Raw genomic sequence first — 16,120 nt, 5'->3', positions numbered from 1 at the left:
TTGTCTGTTAAAGAAGCTTGAAACCCCAGCCTATTTTTTCAACTGTTGTTTTAGTGTATTTTTAACTCACGAAATGAAAAGGGAACTTCCTGGTTAGCAGGTGTTCCCTTTTTTTATATCAAACCTTTAGTAATAGTTATCAAGAAAGCAAGATTGTGAAATATTGTACTTAAACTTAAAGGTGAGTTAGTTCCTTAGTGCCCGAGAGATTATGTTTACCAATGTCTATAAAAAGACCAGTCTCGTATCACCAGACTCGTCTTCTGTTTTATTTACAACAAGAATTATTTTTAATTTCCAACCTCGCTAGAACGGGGACGCCACAGCAAGAACCATCCTTTGTTTCAGTTTCAGGAATATCAGAATCGCAGGAACTAGAAGTTATATTAACACTGCAGACTCCTGTTTCAGGTAGTTCCAAGTGTACTTCTTTTGCCCCCTCCACATCGCCTGTTAGATAAGCCACTACGGAACGTACTTGTTCGTAGCCTGTTGCCAATAAGAATGTAGGTGCTCTTCCATAACTCTTCATGCCAACAATGTAGAAGTTCTTTTCAGGGTGCCGTAATTCTTGTTCACCATGCGGCCGCACTGTTCCGCAGCTATGAATATTGGGATCGATTAGCGAAGCGAGCCCTTCCATGCTTTCGACTGCCGAATCGATGTTTAATCTAATTTCATTTAAAAAGGATGTATCTGGTCTGAAACCCGTACTCACAACGATTTCATCGATATCACCGAGTGTGAATTCTTCGCCGTTAAGTTCTCCCACCACAGTGATTTTATCGTTTGTTGGATAAACTCCGTTAATATGAAAGGGAGTGAGTATTACTATGCGTCCAGACTCCACTAAGTGCTTAATTCTGATACCAAGTTCCCCACGAGCCGCCAAGGCGTCGTTTTCTTGACCGCCGTACACTTCATTGATCTGTTTTTTACGAAGTACCCAGTAGATTTTTGTATCCGTATATTTTTGCTGTAATGTTGCCAAGTCCAATAGCGCATTTATTGCAGAATGACCACTTCCGATCACCACGGTGGTTTTATTTTGATATCTGTTTTCTAATTGTTCGACGTTAGGAATGCCATAGTGGATTTGATTGTGTAATTGTCTCTCCGCATTCGTCCAAATTCCATTTGAAAGGATCGGGTTTGGATTGTTCCAAGTACCTGATGAATCAATGACAGCTTTCGCTTCAATGACTTTTGTGTCACCCTTCATTTCTACATAGAGTTGAAAGGGAACAGTGTCTCGTCTTCCTGTTTTTAATTTATCGTGAGCCTTTTTGGCAACACCGACTACTTTTGCCTGTAAGATGATCTGTTCTTTTATTTCTGGAAGGTTACTTAGCGGAAGAAGGTACTCTTCTACCAGTTCGCGACCTGTTGGCAAAGCATTCTCGTCAGGTGACATCCAACCAGAGTTCTCCAGCAGTTCCTTTGCTGCTTTATCGATGTTATATTGCCACGGAGAAAACATTCGAACGTGTCCCCACTCCAACATGCTGGAACCAACCGAGTCGCCTACTTCCAATACCATAAACTTCTCTCCTTTTTTTTGTAAATGAGCGGCAGCGGCCAGCCCCACAGGACCCCCACCTATAATTGCTACGGGTAATGCACTTTTATCAAATTGAACCATCATTATTCCCTCCTATATTTTCATTTCAAAAAAGTTGTAATTTGCAAGTATTCTTGAAAAATTATACTACCCCCAAGGAGTAGTACAACATACGGAAGACTTCAACATTCGATCATTAAGCAATGTCAGAGCACGCACGACGGATTCCTTTTCAAACTCATTCATCGTCTTGAAGATCTCATTCAAGTAATCATTCATTTGCTGATCGATTGTTTGATTGACTTTCACTCCTTCATCGGTCAGAGAAAGGATAGAAATTCTCCGATCTTCCGCATGAGGGGTTTTTGTGACTAAATTCAATTTTATTAGGGATTGGATTTGTCGGCTGAACGTCGTAATATCCGTTCCCAGTGTTTCTGCAATTTGCTGGATGGAAGCGTTATTCTGTCGGTTTATTTCATATAGAATATGACTTTGAACGAGTGATATCTCAATTCCATCTGCGCTGCAGCAATTTTTATTCAATAATCCAAAACGTCTAGTTAAGAGTTGGAAGAGACCTCTAAGGTTTTCATTTTCCATTACTTTCACCTCACTATATTTATACTCACATTATTTGCATATTGCAACTATTTAAATCAACTATTTTTAATTTATCCTTATAGCTTGTTAAAAGCCGTAATGAAATTTCGGTGAGTTTGCTCGCCATAATAGCAAGCTTCGCCTTTAAAAAAGTTTGTTTCGATGAATTCTTTTGCCTTTTCCACCCTAGGTTCACGAGAAGCTAAAACCAACTTGAAATAGGCATCAAAATAATCAACAGACAATACGCTTGAATGGTTAACAGTCATCCCCTCCTACCCCCTATTTGTTTACAGTAATTTCTCCATAGCCATAACATCGACATATTCCCCATCTAATATTCCCTGGTTCTTAAACACACCCACTTCACGATAACCCCTTTTTTTGTACAATCCTTGACCAACCTGGTTAAAAGGAAAAGTGAATAACACAATTTTATTGAAGTCATTTCCTTCTGCGATCTTTTCGATTGATTGAAGCAATAAACCGCCAATCCCTTTTCCTCGATGATCTCTTGAGATATAAACGGATAAATCAGCAACCCCTTTATAAGCACAGCGATTGTTATATGGATTCAAGGAAGCCCATCCAACGATTTCCCCTTCTTGCTCGGCGACGATTACCTTATATCGTCCCATGTGCTTGGCAAACCAATCCTTCATGTAGGCTTGATCCTTCGGTTCCGTTTCTAACGTGGCAACCCTATCCTCAATTCCTTGATTGTAAATTTCTTTGACGGAATCTATGTCCGTTTCCATCGCTTCACGAATGATCATATCTTTCCCCTGCTCCTTTCGCTACCAAATGAGTTCATTCAAAATATTCTATATTATATATAACACCAATACTTGCAAATCGCAAGTATTGGATGAAACAAGAAAACTGCCGAGTGACCGGCAGTTTTCTTCCTCTTTATAAATATTTCCGGTGAATACCTTTTCCATCATAGGAAAACAGGACTTCTTTTCCTTCCATGACTGATTCCATATGCACGGAGCGTCCCCAAAGCTGATGGATATATGGCATGACTTTCTCAAGATATTTCAGATCCAGTTCAATATCTTCATACCAATGTTTCAGATAAAGTTCGCCATTACGCATGAAGTCTCCATCATTTACTGTGATATAGGGGAATCCGCCGTTAACCCTCATACTGACGAGTTGGTCACGAACCTGTTCCCATGCTTTATCGACGATTTTATAATCCTTGCCCTGCTTTTGGAATAAATACATATCTTCACGCATGACCAGATCTTTCGTCAAATAATTACGGATAAAGGAAATGTCAGATTCGATTTCCCTAACTTCGAACATCTTTTCCCGTCCAGATCCGGGCATGACGCCAAGCCTGATCATCTCTTCAGTTGGATTATCATAGCGTTCTTCAATATCTTCAAACACTTTTAATCCAAGATAATAAGGGTTGATGCTGGTCTTTGATGGCTGAACGACACCTGCGTTCAGTTTAGCGAATTCAATCGCTTCCCCTGAGGATAAATCCAATTCACGGATTATGCGTTGATGCCAGTAGGATGCCCAGCCTTCATTCATGATTTTCGTTTCCAGCTGCGGCCAGAAATACAGCATCTCTTCCCTGATCATCGTCATGATATCCCGTTGCCAATCTGTTAGATCCCTGCTGTACTGTTCTATGAAAAGCATAATATCCTTTTCAGGCCTTGGCGGGAATTTTTTTCTTTTTTTCACGGTGGATTTCTTCGGTTTATCCTTATTTTCAAGATTCCATAAATCATCGTATTGTGTGGCTGTCGGTTTTATTTCCTCTTCTTCTTCCTCATCTTCCATCGTCCAGGCAAGCTTCGGTCTCATCAACGACGGATCGATATGTTCTTCAATGGCTAATAGTGCATCGAGGAAAGTTTCCACTTCCTTTTTGCCATGCAGGATTTCATATTCACGGATTCTTTCTGCCGTGGCCGACATACTTTCCACCATATCTCTCTTAGTATTATTAAAACGTATATTATTCTTAAAGAAATCACAATGCGCCAAAACGTGGGCAACAATCAATTTATTTTGTACAAGTGAATTGGAGTCCAACAGAAAAGCGTAACAAGGATTAGAGTTAATGACCAGTTCGTAGATCTTACTTAATCCAAAGTCATACTGCAGCTTCATTTTATGAAACTGCTTCCCAAAACTCCAATGAGAAAAACGGGTCGGCATCCCATAGGCACCAAATGTATAAATGATTTCTGAAGGGCAAATTTCATAACGCATCGGGTAAAAATCCAACCCGAACCCAGTTGCTATTTCTGTAATTTCACTAATGGCATATTCCAGAGCCTTTTGCTCCGCTCCATTCATCCGATATCCCCCTTGTCTTCCGCCTTTAAACTAATGTATGAAAAAAAGGAGGAAAAATGCCGTGATCATGAGTAAAGGTCCTCGATAACAGAAAAAAACACCTCCATGAAGAAGATGTCAGGTCAAAGATCCATGCAGTTTTAAACTCTAATCCTTAAATTTCCCTTCCCTATTATAATTTCGCGAGTTCCGTAGTCACTGCCCCTTTTTTCGCTTTTGAACGGATCCAGGATATGATAAGCGCAGCAATGATTACAAATCCTAAATATCCTGTGACTGGATATACTGTTCCAACCAATTTAATGAAGCCAACGAAACTTGCAAGGAATGCGAGGATTCCCACCATAATCACGGATATCTTGAAGCGTTTCGTGTCGGCAGGCACCATCCTGGCTGTAAATGCATACAGCATCCCGACCGAGGTATTATAAATCATCCCTAAAAGGATGATTGATAGGATATATCCCAACCATGGAGAAATCTGATTCGCTAAATGAAGGGTAGGCATCCCTGAGCCTTCTATGCCCTTCAAGTCGGACATCATCCCCATATTGATCAAGAATAGCAAGATCCCCAATCCAATACCTCCTAGAAGGCCTCCCATACCAGCCTCCTTCTTATTCTTAATGGTCCCTCCCATTACGGCTAGCATGGCAATTCCGGCCGTCATATTATATGAAACATAAAGTAATGAACCCATCATCCAATTTCCGGTTGCAGCATTCCCTTTACTTGAAGAAGATATGATTTCATTGAAATTTAGATCGGAGGTGAAAAATGAATAACCTGAAATAATAATCATGATAACAAATAAAAATGGTGTGACGGCACTAATGATAGACATTATTTTATTAACATTAAGTAAAAGCGTACCTATCGTCAGCACTGTCATGAGGATTGCACCAACTATACTGGGTACCCCGAATTGTTCTTCAAAAATCGTTCCGGAACCAGCAATCATGATGACTGTAACTCCAAACAAAAAAAATGTGATAATAATATCGACCACCCTGCCTAAATAGCGGCCACAAATATGATCGATGATGTTTTTATGGGAGCGTGTTTGGAGGGTGCTCCCCAATTGTGTAACTTGCATGCCTAAAAACGAGAATAAAGCTGTCGCCACCACAATTCCCAATACACTGTAGATTCCAAAGCTCGTGAAGAATTGTAATACTTCTTGTCCTGAGGCGAAGCCTGCTCCAATGATGATTCCAATATATGCACCTGCAAGATTTACACTGTTTTTCATATCCGATTCCACCTTCAATTAAATGATTATTCTGACAATTTGAGTTAAAAAAATATCTTCCGCTCATCACTGTTCCGTAATAGCTTCCCAGCTTCATTAATTTTAACGAGCCATCGCCCATGAAGCTGGGTAGAGTTACTATTCCAACCTTGTTCTTTTATCAATTTGTATATCTTTTACTATAGGAAGTGAATTCATCGACCGCAGCGTAATCGACTTCATAGCCGATGCCTGCCGCCTTTGGAACAGTTATGACTCCATCTTTCACTGTAACCTCTGGTTTAATGATGTCCTTATGCCAATAATTCGCAGATGCCGCCGTATCACCAGGCATCGTGAAGTTATCAAGTGTTGTCAATGCGATATTATGGGCACGTCCCACACCGGATTCCAACATCCCCCCGCACCAAACCTGAACATTTCTTTCTTTACATAAATCATGTATTTTCTTCGCTTCCGTTAAACCGCCTACCCTGCCGATCTTGATATTAATGATTTTACAGCTTCCCAATTCAAGGGCTTTTCTTGCATCTTCCACGGAATGTATACTTTCATCCAAACAAATCGGTGTTTTGATTTCCGCTTGTAATGTGGCATGATCGACAATATCATCTGATGACAAAGGCTGCTCGATCATCATTAAATCAAATTGATCAAGTTGTTTCAGTAATTCGATGTCTTTCATCCGATAAGCGGAGTTTGCATCTGCCATGATCGGTACATCGGGATATCGATTGCGCACTTCCCTGATTACATCAACATCCCAACCTGGTTGAATTTTTATTTTGATTCTTTTATACCCATCCTTCAATCCATCTTCTATCTTCTTCAATAATTCGGGTACCGTTTTTTGGATGCCGATACTGATTCCAACATCGATTTTTTCCAGTTCCCCGCCTAAGGCCATACTTAATGGAACATTCTTTTCTTTTGCATATAAATCCCAGATAGCTCCCTCGATTGCCGATTTTGCCATATTATTTTTCCGTATGTGCGAGAACATATCCGATACATCACGAGGATGTTCTATATCTTTATCCAATACAAGCGGAATCAAGAAATCCTCCAGCATGGTCCAATTGGTTTTTATGGTTTCTTCGTTATACCAAGGTGCTGAAAACGCCACTGATTCAGCCCAACCTGAAAGCCCCTCTCCATTTTTCACTTCCACAAGTATGAATTCCTTATCTACAAATGTTCCAAAGCTTGTTGTAAATGGAGCTATCAAATCCATATTTAGATGGCGTAAACGCACTTCTTTTATTTTCATCTTGATTCCCCTTTTATTCTTGTTTTTTTAATAAGTAGTTTTGAATGTCTTCACCTTGTTCCCGAGCTATTCCGACTGCAACATACCCATTGGCAAAAAGCGTTTTGAATAATTCACCCGTTTTCGCCCGCCAATCTATCGCAAGGCTGAGATCACCTTTTTTGATTTTTTGAATATCCGTCGGAATGGGAATGGCGACCACATCGGCATTGGTTTCCAAATGATAATCCTTGATGTAAGGAAAGCCTTGGTCATTCATTCCAGTGGTTACGATATGTGTGGCTTTATCAGGAAGTGGGGGCTCTTCATTTGCTTCCTGCCGTATATTCCATTCCACCATGAACCGATCAGTCGACAATCCTTCATTGAGGGCATCCTTCATATCTCCATAACAATCTTCCATATATGTTGAACAAACCGCTTTTAGTTTACCGATATTCAAGTTTGCGTTCACACTTTCCAATGGATCATAGTCCATGTGATTAAGTCGTAGCCTTTTTTGAGTGCTTCTTCTTGTTGTGCCAGTTTAAGCAATCTACCGTAGCCCTTCTTTTGATGATCCGGATGGATGGCTAACATATGTGAACAAAGAAACACCCTTCCATCCTTAAATCCTGGGAAACTGTATTGAAATCCCACTAACTGGCCATTGATGTAACCACCTAAAACGAGCCCTCCGTTTTTGACTGCGGTAATCGTCTGATGGGTAGGAACGCAATCCATGCCCCATACAAGGATTTCAAGTCGCTGCACTTCTTGTAAATCCTCTAGTGTCGATAGGGATTTAATGATTAATTCATCAGTCATGTAAGTGGACCCCCTCTCCATATTTCTCGAAAGTAAGAATGATGGCCTTTGTCAGGATTTCAATTCCCGATAACAAAGCATCTTTGTTGAACGTCATGTTCGGATGATGGAGCCCTGGTGTCAAATCACAGCCCAATCCAAGCATCGTCGCTTTGATTTCAGGTCTTTTCAACGTATAAAAATGAAAATCTTCTCCTCCTGTTGTAATGACAGGCGCTACCAGATTTTCTTCCCCAAGTGTATCGGCTATCGCTTCAGCCATTATTTCCTGGGCTTGATCGTTCACGGTTGCTGCAGCAACTTTAGTCCCCGGTTCGAGTTTCACATCAACTCCATGGACAATGGCCAAAGATTCTGCAACCTTTTCCACTTTTCGGGTGAGCTCTTCCATCACTGCATTATCCTGAGCCCGTAAATCCAATGAAAATGTGGCTCTCCCCGGGATGATATTGGAACTTTCACCACCAGCAAAAAACTGGGTCATTTTTACTGAATAAGGGATGGATGGATTGAGATGGATCCCATTTAACAAAGTGATGAATGCCGCTCCTATCTCGATGGCATTTTGTCCTTGATGCGGTCTGGCTCCATGTGCATCCGTTCCCACTATTTCTCCTTTAATGAACCGGGCGGCTCCATGTACAATCGCTGGTGCAGCCTGCCCATCCTTCACTTCCTCGACTGGCCTTAAGTGCACCCCATAAAGGAAATCCACATCATCCAAAACTTTTTCTTCAATCATCTTCAAGGCACCAGTACCTTTTTCTTCAGCAGGTTGAAAAATGAATTTCAGCTTACCTCTTGGTCGAAAGTCCATTTCCTTCAATACCAGGAATACTCCAAGGGCCAAGGTCATATGCCCATCGTGTCCACAGGAATGATTGGCCTGAAACGTCCCATGTACCTCCTGCCAAAGTGCATCGATATCCGATCGTAACCCGACTGTGAAATTCCCATCCCCGATTTCCCCAATCACTCCTGTACAGTCTTCGAATGTTTTTACCGTAGACTGATTTTCCCTTAAAATATTTGAAATGAAAGCTGTCGTATTCACCTCATTCCAACTCGTTTCAGGATGTGCGTGTAAATGGTCGAAGATATCGATGATACGCGGCCTTAATTTTTCGATTGATTGTGTGATATCCATTTATGTCTCCCCCTTATATCCCGGTTAATCGGTTTGCATCTCGAACTGATGTTTATCTCAAAAGAAATAATTGTCTTGATTGAACGCGTCATATATAGCTTTTCTCTCTTTAAAACCCTGTTCATCTTTAATCGATACACCTGCTACTAAACTATTCAATAATGAGAATAAAACCGGTGCCGTATCGATAGTGGAAGTCCTAGGTGTTGAAATGGGCAATAAAATGTCAGTGAAGTCAGCAATTGGAGCCAGTTCAGAATCCGTAACGCCAATAACAAATGCCCCGGCTTGTTTGGCCATTTCCGTGATTTTCACAGTCTCTTTCACATAACGGTGAAATGAAATGGCCACAAAAACGGAATTTTCAGTCATTTTATTCAGCAATAAAAAAATATCATCTGTATCCGGCCTATATAAATGGACCTCTTCCCTTACTAGCCTAAGCGTAAAGGTTAACCAATGTGCTGCCGAAAATGATAATCGATGTCCTGATACCAATATATTGTCTGCTGCCGCCAATTTATCAATTGTTTTGGAGAAATCTTCATTTGATAAATTTTTGATTGTCTTTTCGATGCTGACGATATCCTGCCCCATCACTTGAGCCATGAAGTTTGGCTGATTCGCAGCTTCAAGTTTTGAAGAATGATATTCATTCAAACTGCTGCTCTCGAATATCAACTGATTGCGAATAAGTTTTTGAAGTTCCGCAAATCCGCTTAACCCCAATGAATAACAAAAGCGGATGATGGTCGTTTCACTCACGCCTATATCTTTTCCGAGCTTTTGAGCTGAAGTGACTGCAAATGTATGTGAATGTACTAACAAGTATTTTGCTACCTTTTTTTGGCCAGTTGATAAATCAGGGAACACCTCTTTAACTTTTTGCTGTAATTCCATAAAACATCCCCTCTGTTGCAAGATATGAATCCAAAACTTTAAATATTCCAATATGAAGTTTTCGCTTCGTCAATAATAAAGAGTATTTTATCATGGGATTTTCAATAAAACAATAATATTCAGAATTTTTAATAAGAAGGTGGTTACTGTCCTTAAATCGCAAAAAAAAAACCACGAAGATGGACTCCGTAATTTCAGCTTGGCGACAAAATGGTGTTCGGAGTCCGAATAGTGAGATGAAGGTCAAAAAAAAATTCGTGAACAGTCATATATCGTGCTTCAACGGCCGAATAATGTGCGGGGTAGGTCGAATACAATGCGTGAACGGCTGAATAAAGTGTGGTTTTGGTCGATAAACTGCGTCAACGGCCCAAGACAGTAAAGCGGGACGAATAAAGTGCTCCGGTCTTTATGGTTTTTTACTGTAATCCTCATTGGATTGAAGAAATTTGCGACACTCCTGCCGAATTACTGGCTAGCCGAGACACCAAAGGCGCTTGCACCGAGGGGGCCTGGCAGACAGTCGGCGGAAAGGGAGCGGATTTCTGAAATCAACTGAACTTGTTAAATAAAAAACTGCAGGCAAACTGAGTTTTCATCAAGTTTGTCTGCAGTCTGAAACCACGAAGATGGACTCCTTGGTTTTCCTTCATTTATTTTTTATGACGCTTTGCATAGCCACATCGTTTACATAATTCTTCAACTGCACATCTTCTTGAAAAGCCGTCATACATATTTTTAGCCCGTTCACCATTTAAAATGTCTTCAAGTGACGTTTCAAATATATTACCCAGTGGAATTTTCCCTTCACTATCCAAACAACAAGGTACGACTGTACCATCCACCAAGATGCCTAACTGATCTCTAAGAGCATAGCAGAAAATATTCTCATCGATAATGTCACGGTCCAATTCCGGCCACTCGAATTTTTCAGCCATGTTTATATATACACGGTCCTTCAACTTAATATTATTCTTTTGCTGAAGGGCTTCACTTAAGCGAACGTCCAATGAAAGCTTTTCTTCCAACATGCTGAGAATATCGTCGTTCAGGCCATTACTCGCTTTTAGTTCATCCGTATCCATATTCCATAATCGAATGGCACAAATCATTTCACTTTTTTCATTTGCTTCATTTATGAAATCGGCAATATTGCTGACATATGAGTCAAGACTGTTGCTCGTATCGTTTGCCTCGAAGCTATGAAGTGAAATATTCACCTGACGAAGGGCTTTTTTGGAGAGCAGCTTATCTTTGACCTTTTGAATCAAAGTGCCGTTCGTTGTTATATTCACCTGCAGGTCATTTTCAGCACTGATATCCAGGAATGTACCCAAATTTTTATTTAAAAATGGTTCACCCATCAAATGAAAGTAAATATGATCGGTGTGTGGTTTGATTTTCTCGATTACACGCGTAAACCCTTCAGGATCCATGAATTTCAGCGTCCTTTGCAAGCTGGAGCTTGGACAGAAATTACACTTCAGGTTACATATATTAGTAATTTCCACATAAACTTTCTTAAACTTTCTCATTTTCTAATACCCCTACTATCAAGCTTATTGTTTCAATCTGATACTAACTATACTGGTTAGCTGCTCATAAATGCAATGAAAACTTCATGGCAGCATATATCAGGGAACGGATAGTATCACTTCCCACTGGCAACTTATCCGATATCTACCATTTCCTGGACATTCTTTTACTCAAATCAGAAAAAAACATCTTCTCGAAGTGAAGATGTTGGACAGGATACAAACCTTTGATTTTCCGTTTGTTCTTAAATCACTTTCCTTTTTGCTCGGTGACCTTTAAACTAAGTAATTTTTCATTTTTCAAATCATGTTGTACGGTCACGATTACAGTGAACTGATTTCCTTTATCCTCGACTAAAAATCTGAAATCGTCTTCGACAAGATTTTTCGCTACAGTTTTTCTCCCCTTATAGGCATAATCGGTAATCTCAACTTCAGGATAATCAGCCTGCACTACGGTGATCGCAATCTTTCCGTATTTTTCGTAATCTGGTTTTTGGGCTTGTGCTGAAATGGACCCTGCTTGTATAATCAAAAAAATCCCCATTAACATCACGATGACTTTTTTCAAAATCTTTTCCTCCTCATACTTTCCTCTTGATATTATTATGTAAAATTGTTCATTTGTTATGCACCTGCATGGCTTCTTTTACAAGCATGATTCCAACTAATCGATTCCTCTTCCATTCCTCAGGAAATACAGTCAATGGAGGATTGGTTTCATCCACTAAATAACTAAGTTCGATTGTCATTCCCGGGCGGCTGAATTCCGTTATGAACCAATCCGTAAATCCGCTTCCTACCGCTTCCTTTTCCGGAAAGGTCAGTTCATACCCAGTCAATTCCGAAGTTTTTTTGGCAATCCCATAATCCCTCGCCATATTTTCCCGTTTATTTTTGTAATGCCAAAAGATTTCCCTTCCTGAAGTATGATAGGAAACGGCAATAAGGGGATCGATTTCCCTTGTGAACTCCGCAAGCGCCTTCACTTCAGCTGCTTCAAGTGGTTGTTCGCCCTTATAAAATTGATAAGTTGGTTTTGTTTCATGACTCATGACTTCTTTCCATCCAGCCGGATACTGCCTATTTAAATCAATGCCTTTGGCATTAGCTTTCCATCGCGACCAATTCTTGCTATATCGATTCATTTTCCATACTGATGCCTTTTCAAGTATATTTAAGTTTGATAAATCACCTTGCTGGATGCTGACTCCATCTGGATTCAGCATCGGGATAAACCAGATGCTAACTTCATCCAATGATCTTGACGGATATCCTTCAACAGGTTTGCCCGCTCGATAGGCGGCTGCATAGTCTTCAAGCATGCTCATCAGAATTTTGGAGCTGAGCCATTCCCGACCATGATGTGATCCAACAAGCATAATCGTTTTTTTTCCTTTTCCTAACTTGACTGCCTTTATATTTTTCCCATTTTCAGTTTGTCCGATTATTTGAACGTCCAATTCATACTTGTTTTGGATCCCTTGAAGATCCATTTCCATCTGTTCAGGGGAATACACTTCTTGTGCCAGTGTGGTTTCAGGAAAAAAAAGCAGGACCAATATTCCAATTACCATTAGTTTTCTCATGTACTCACCTTTTATTTTTATTCAGGTAAAAAGCAACAACCGCGGTCCAAATACATCGCCACTTATTGTAAGGAAATATTCTGTCCGATCTGAACAAAATACAAATAGCTCCTTATTAAGGGGGAGAACTACATGAGGATTGCGGATTATGATCAGGCATTGTTTCACACACACCGTTCCGATTGGGACAGCTTGTTAGTATTGATGGTTCGAACGAAAGATCACTTTCTTTCGAAAAAAATAGAACATTTTTTGCACGCTTACCGGTTTGAGCATGATTATCAAATCGTTCAATCCCAGTTGTATGCTCTGCTTCGTTATCTGGATCATGCGGCAGAAAAAACAAGTGATTATTTAAGTGAACTTCCAAGCTAAAATCAACTATAGTTTTTGCTAAACGGGAAAATTTATACAAGAAGATTGATTTTCGGGGATTTAACTTTGGCTGGTGAAACCCTATAAAAACAAGGAAGGGTCAGGTATTAAATACCTGACCCTCTTTTCATTATTTTTTCATTGTTGCATATGCAGTTGCATACATTTTAAGATCTTCAATTAAACCTTCTACAAGTACGGCAGATTCTTCAAATAAACCATCATTTTCATAATCGAAGCAATGTGGATCCAAAACCAGTTGTTTGGCAATCACATTTGCATACAGACTGCGGCCCACTGTCCTCATGGAATTCAAGGCGTTGATCCCGCCTTTTCCTCCGCCCGAGACTGCTAATAAAGCGACTGGTTTATGAGTGAATTGTTCATTGCTAAGAAAATCCAAGGCATTTTTCAAAGCTCCACTCATTAAACCGTGATATTCCGGAGTGGCCAGGATCACGCCATCCGCTTCCCCGATGCTTTTGCGAAGACCTTGAATCACGTCCAATTGATATTGCTCACCTTCACCTGAATATAAAGGGATCTCACTATTGCTTAAATCAATAAGTTCCGCTCCGTATTTCTTGGAAATGTAGCGTGAGGCTATACCTGTACGCCCTTGTTTACGTGGTGAACCATTAATGATTACTAATTTCATGAATATATACCTCCATTATTCCTATATGCTGTTCACTCTAAATACAATAATTAATCGATGTTTTCCGAGATCACTCGCCAATACAGTATACCAAAACTGAAACGGAAATTCCTAGAATTTTGATTATTCATGCTACTGGAAATTCCCAGAGTCAACTTTCATTCACTTTACCCGAAAAAAACGAAAGACCTAAGTCTTTCGTTTATCTTTTCATCCATTTAAACTAATGCTTCAATCTTGCTCATGAAATCTGTCATGACTCCAGATAACTTGGACTCAGCTTCTTGCATTGATTCACCTTGGACACCGAAATAGAATTTAATTTTTGGTTCAGTGCCTGAAGGACGGAGGCAAACCCATGTACCATCTTCAAGGAAATACTTCAATACGTTTGATTTCGGAAGCTCGATCTGTTCTTCACCATTTGAAAGTAATGTACGCTTTTTGCTGCTTTGATAATCTTCTTCAACGACTACCGGGATGCCTGCTATTCGAGCAGGAGGATATTGACGGAATTGATTCAATATTCCTTGAATCTGTTTCGCTCCCTCAATGCCCTTTAAAGTTAATGAACGCAATCCTTCCAAGTAGAAGCCGTACTTTTCAAACACATTCAGTAACCCTTCATATAGTGTCAATCCCTGTTTTTTAAAATGAGCACAGACCTCGACAGCCAGCACTGCCGCTTGAATGGCATCCTTATCACGTGCAAAGTCTTTTATCAGATAACCGTAGCTTTCTTCATATCCGAACAGAAAGCTATTTTCCCCGCTTTCATCATATTGATTTATTTTCTCGGCGATGAACTTAAACCCGGTAAGCACATCAACCGTCTGCAAGCCATACGACTTCGCAATCGTCCGACCGATTTCTGATGTGACGATTGTTTTTAAGACGACTCCATTTTCAGGAATCTTCCCTTTTTCTTTTTTCTGGGACAGTAAATAATCCAGGAAAAGGGCACCTGTTTGATTTCCAGTCAGGACAACATATTGGCCCATCTCGTTTTTCACGGCAATCCCAAGTCGATCGGCATCCGGATCCGTTGCTATCAATAAGTCGGCTTCCACTTTGTTTCCAAGCTCTATCGCCATTTCAAATGCAGCCGGTTCCTCAGGATTTGGAGACTTGACAGTCGAAAAATCCGGATCTGGAAGTTCCTGTTCCCTAACGATATGCACATTTTGATACCCTAAGCTTTGCAGTGCCCTTCTGACGGATTTATTTGCCGTTCCATGAAGAGGTGTAAAGACGATTGACACATCAATTTCCTCGGCAAGCTGTGGGTTCTCGGGAACTGTGAGCAACTCCCGGTTATACGCTGCATCCAATTCCTCCCCAATCATTTCAATGAGGCCCCGCCCTTTAAGGACTTCTGCTTCTTCAATCTGAATTTCAAGCTCACTTTCAATGGCATTCACGTAGCCGATCACTTGATCCGCTCCTTCAGGTGGCAATTGGGCCCCATCTGGTCCATAAACCTTGTAACCATTATATTCAGGCGGATTATGGCTTGCCGTGATGACGATTCCAGCAAAAGCATTAAGCTCGCGAACCGCAAATGATAATTCTGGTGTCGGACGCAATTCATCGAATAAATAAGCCTTTATCCCGAAAGTTGCCAAGGTTTTAGCTGCTTCGAGTGCAAACTCCGGGGACTTATGTCGTGAATCATAAGCAATCACGGCCCCTCTTCCTTTTGCCTCTTCCCCAAACGATGAGATAAATTGAGCCAACCCAACCGTTGCCTTCCTTACAGTATAAAGATTCATCCGGTTCGTTCCGACTCCAATTTCCCCACGCATTCCGCCTGTTCCAAATTCTAAATTCTTATAAAAGGCATCTTCGAGTTTTGCTTCATCCCGCTGCATTTCCTCAAGGAGGACACGTAATTCCCCATTTAAATTATGGTACTCTGCCCAAGTGGTGTATAAAGATTTCCAGTTCATCTCCAACATCTCCTCCCAAACGCCTAATTTGTAATTATTATGTATCAGCTTACATATACAAAATTATCACATTTATTCCAATAAATGAAGTAAAGGCTCGTAATGAACAGAACCGCATCCAGCGTTCTTCACATCACGAGCCCTTT

18 protein-coding genes are annotated in these 16,120 nt (G+C 40.5%); 2 read left to right on the top strand and 16 right to left on the bottom strand.

From position 1 onward, the window contains the following. Positions 1 to 268: 268 nt before the first annotated feature. The 11 genes from ABIE66_RS05095 to ABIE66_RS05045 form a co-directional block, all read right to left on the bottom strand. Positions 269 to 1,645, bottom strand: a complete 1,377-nt coding sequence (locus ABIE66_RS05095) for an NAD(P)-binding domain-containing protein (RefSeq protein WP_483313973.1) — start codon at positions 1,643 to 1,645, stop codon at positions 269 to 271. Between the two features lie 63 nt (positions 1,646 to 1,708). Further along, positions 1,709 to 2,164 (bottom strand): MarR family winged helix-turn-helix transcriptional regulator, encoded by a 456-nt coding sequence (locus ABIE66_RS05090; protein ID WP_289323926.1) that lies wholly within the window; start codon positions 2,162 to 2,164, stop codon positions 1,709 to 1,711. Positions 2,165 to 2,241: 77 nt separating this feature from the next. Continuing rightward, complete coding sequence (locus ABIE66_RS05085; RefSeq protein ID WP_370014060.1) at positions 2,242 to 2,433, bottom strand: hypothetical protein; 192 nt, start codon at positions 2,431 to 2,433, stop codon at positions 2,242 to 2,244. A 21-nt stretch (positions 2,434 to 2,454) separates the two neighbouring features. Continuing rightward, the gene (locus ABIE66_RS05080; RefSeq protein ID WP_370014059.1) at positions 2,455 to 2,940 is read right to left on the bottom strand and encodes an arsinothricin resistance N-acetyltransferase ArsN1 family A; all 486 of its coding nucleotides are present in this window, start codon (positions 2,938 to 2,940) and stop codon (positions 2,455 to 2,457) included. Between the two features lie 136 nt (positions 2,941 to 3,076). Further along, positions 3,077 to 4,492, bottom strand: a complete 1,416-nt coding sequence (locus ABIE66_RS05075; RefSeq protein WP_289323923.1) for a SpoVR family protein — start codon at positions 4,490 to 4,492, stop codon at positions 3,077 to 3,079. Positions 4,493 to 4,664: 172 nt separating this feature from the next. Continuing rightward, positions 4,665 to 5,744: a YkvI family membrane protein gene (locus ABIE66_RS05070; RefSeq protein WP_370014058.1), complete on the bottom strand. Its 1,080-nt coding sequence runs from the start codon at positions 5,742 to 5,744 to the stop codon at positions 4,665 to 4,667. A 160-nt stretch (positions 5,745 to 5,904) separates the two neighbouring features. Next, positions 5,905 to 7,014, bottom strand: coding sequence for an o-succinylbenzoate synthase (gene menC / locus ABIE66_RS05065; RefSeq protein WP_370014056.1), 1,110 nt, complete (start codon positions 7,012 to 7,014; stop codon positions 5,905 to 5,907). A gap of 13 nt (positions 7,015 to 7,027) precedes the next feature. Next, positions 7,028 to 7,492, bottom strand: a complete 465-nt coding sequence (locus ABIE66_RS05060) for a hypothetical protein (protein ID WP_370014055.1) — start codon at positions 7,490 to 7,492, stop codon at positions 7,028 to 7,030. Next, on the bottom strand, positions 7,465 to 7,821 hold the full coding sequence (locus ABIE66_RS05055) for a GNAT family N-acetyltransferase (RefSeq protein WP_370014054.1): 357 nt from the start codon (positions 7,819 to 7,821) through the stop codon (positions 7,465 to 7,467). Before ABIE66_RS05055 ends, ABIE66_RS05060 begins: the two co-directional genes overlap by 28 nt. Beyond that, positions 7,814 to 8,968 carry a M20 peptidase aminoacylase family protein gene (locus tag ABIE66_RS05050; protein ID WP_289323919.1) on the bottom strand — a complete coding sequence of 385 codons (1,155 nt, stop codon included), beginning with the start codon at positions 8,966 to 8,968 and terminating at the stop codon, positions 7,814 to 7,816. The genes ABIE66_RS05055 and ABIE66_RS05050 overlap by 8 nt, the downstream gene beginning before the upstream one ends. A 57-nt stretch (positions 8,969 to 9,025) precedes the next feature. After that, on the bottom strand, positions 9,026 to 9,868 hold the full coding sequence (locus tag ABIE66_RS05045) for a MurR/RpiR family transcriptional regulator (protein ID WP_370014053.1): 843 nt from the start codon (positions 9,866 to 9,868) through the stop codon (positions 9,026 to 9,028). Positions 9,869 to 10,265: 397 nt separating this feature from the next. Between ABIE66_RS05045 and ABIE66_RS05040 the strand changes: the two genes are divergently transcribed. After that, positions 10,266 to 10,427 carry a hypothetical protein gene (locus ABIE66_RS05040; protein WP_289323917.1) on the top strand — a complete coding sequence of 54 codons (162 nt, stop codon included), beginning with the start codon at positions 10,266 to 10,268 and terminating at the stop codon, positions 10,425 to 10,427. Between the two features lie 94 nt (positions 10,428 to 10,521). Here the strand turns inward: ABIE66_RS05040 and ABIE66_RS05035 are convergent, their stop codons facing one another. From ABIE66_RS05035 to ABIE66_RS05025, 3 genes are all read right to left on the bottom strand, one after another. Then, a complete protein-coding gene (locus ABIE66_RS05035; protein ID WP_289323916.1) occupies positions 10,522 to 11,403 on the bottom strand; it encodes a radical SAM/SPASM domain-containing protein in 882 nt (293 codons plus the stop codon). A 250-nt stretch (positions 11,404 to 11,653) separates the two neighbouring features. Then, positions 11,654 to 11,974, bottom strand: a complete 321-nt coding sequence (locus ABIE66_RS05030; protein ID WP_289317719.1) for a DUF3889 domain-containing protein — start codon at positions 11,972 to 11,974, stop codon at positions 11,654 to 11,656. 49 nt (positions 11,975 to 12,023) lie between these two features. Further along, positions 12,024 to 12,992 (bottom strand): M14 family zinc carboxypeptidase, encoded by a 969-nt coding sequence (locus tag ABIE66_RS05025; protein WP_370014051.1) that lies wholly within the window; start codon positions 12,990 to 12,992, stop codon positions 12,024 to 12,026. A gap of 132 nt (positions 12,993 to 13,124) precedes the next feature. Here ABIE66_RS05025 and ABIE66_RS05020 point away from each other — a divergent pair, with 132 nt between their 5' ends. Then, positions 13,125 to 13,367 (top strand): YhdB family protein, encoded by a 243-nt coding sequence (locus ABIE66_RS05020; RefSeq protein WP_048689737.1) that lies wholly within the window; start codon positions 13,125 to 13,127, stop codon positions 13,365 to 13,367. Between the two features lie 130 nt (positions 13,368 to 13,497). Here the strand turns inward: ABIE66_RS05020 and ABIE66_RS05015 are convergent, their stop codons facing one another. Both ABIE66_RS05015 and ABIE66_RS05010 read right to left on the bottom strand, forming a co-directional pair. Then, a complete protein-coding gene (locus ABIE66_RS05015) occupies positions 13,498 to 14,025 on the bottom strand; it encodes an NADPH-dependent FMN reductase (RefSeq protein WP_370014050.1) in 528 nt (175 codons plus the stop codon). Positions 14,026 to 14,243: 218 nt separating this feature from the next. Then, positions 14,244 to 15,974, bottom strand: a complete 1,731-nt coding sequence (locus ABIE66_RS05010; RefSeq protein ID WP_370014048.1) for a phospho-sugar mutase — start codon at positions 15,972 to 15,974, stop codon at positions 14,244 to 14,246. Positions 15,975 to 16,120 lie beyond the last annotated feature (146 nt).

It is taken from the genome of Peribacillus sp. B2I2, from assembly GCF_041261685.1.
Taxonomy (GTDB): domain Bacteria; phylum Bacillota; class Bacilli; order Bacillales; family DSM-1321; genus Peribacillus.
The sequence above is the reverse complement of the archived record's forward strand: the minus strand, read 5'-3'. Positions and strand labels throughout refer to the sequence as shown.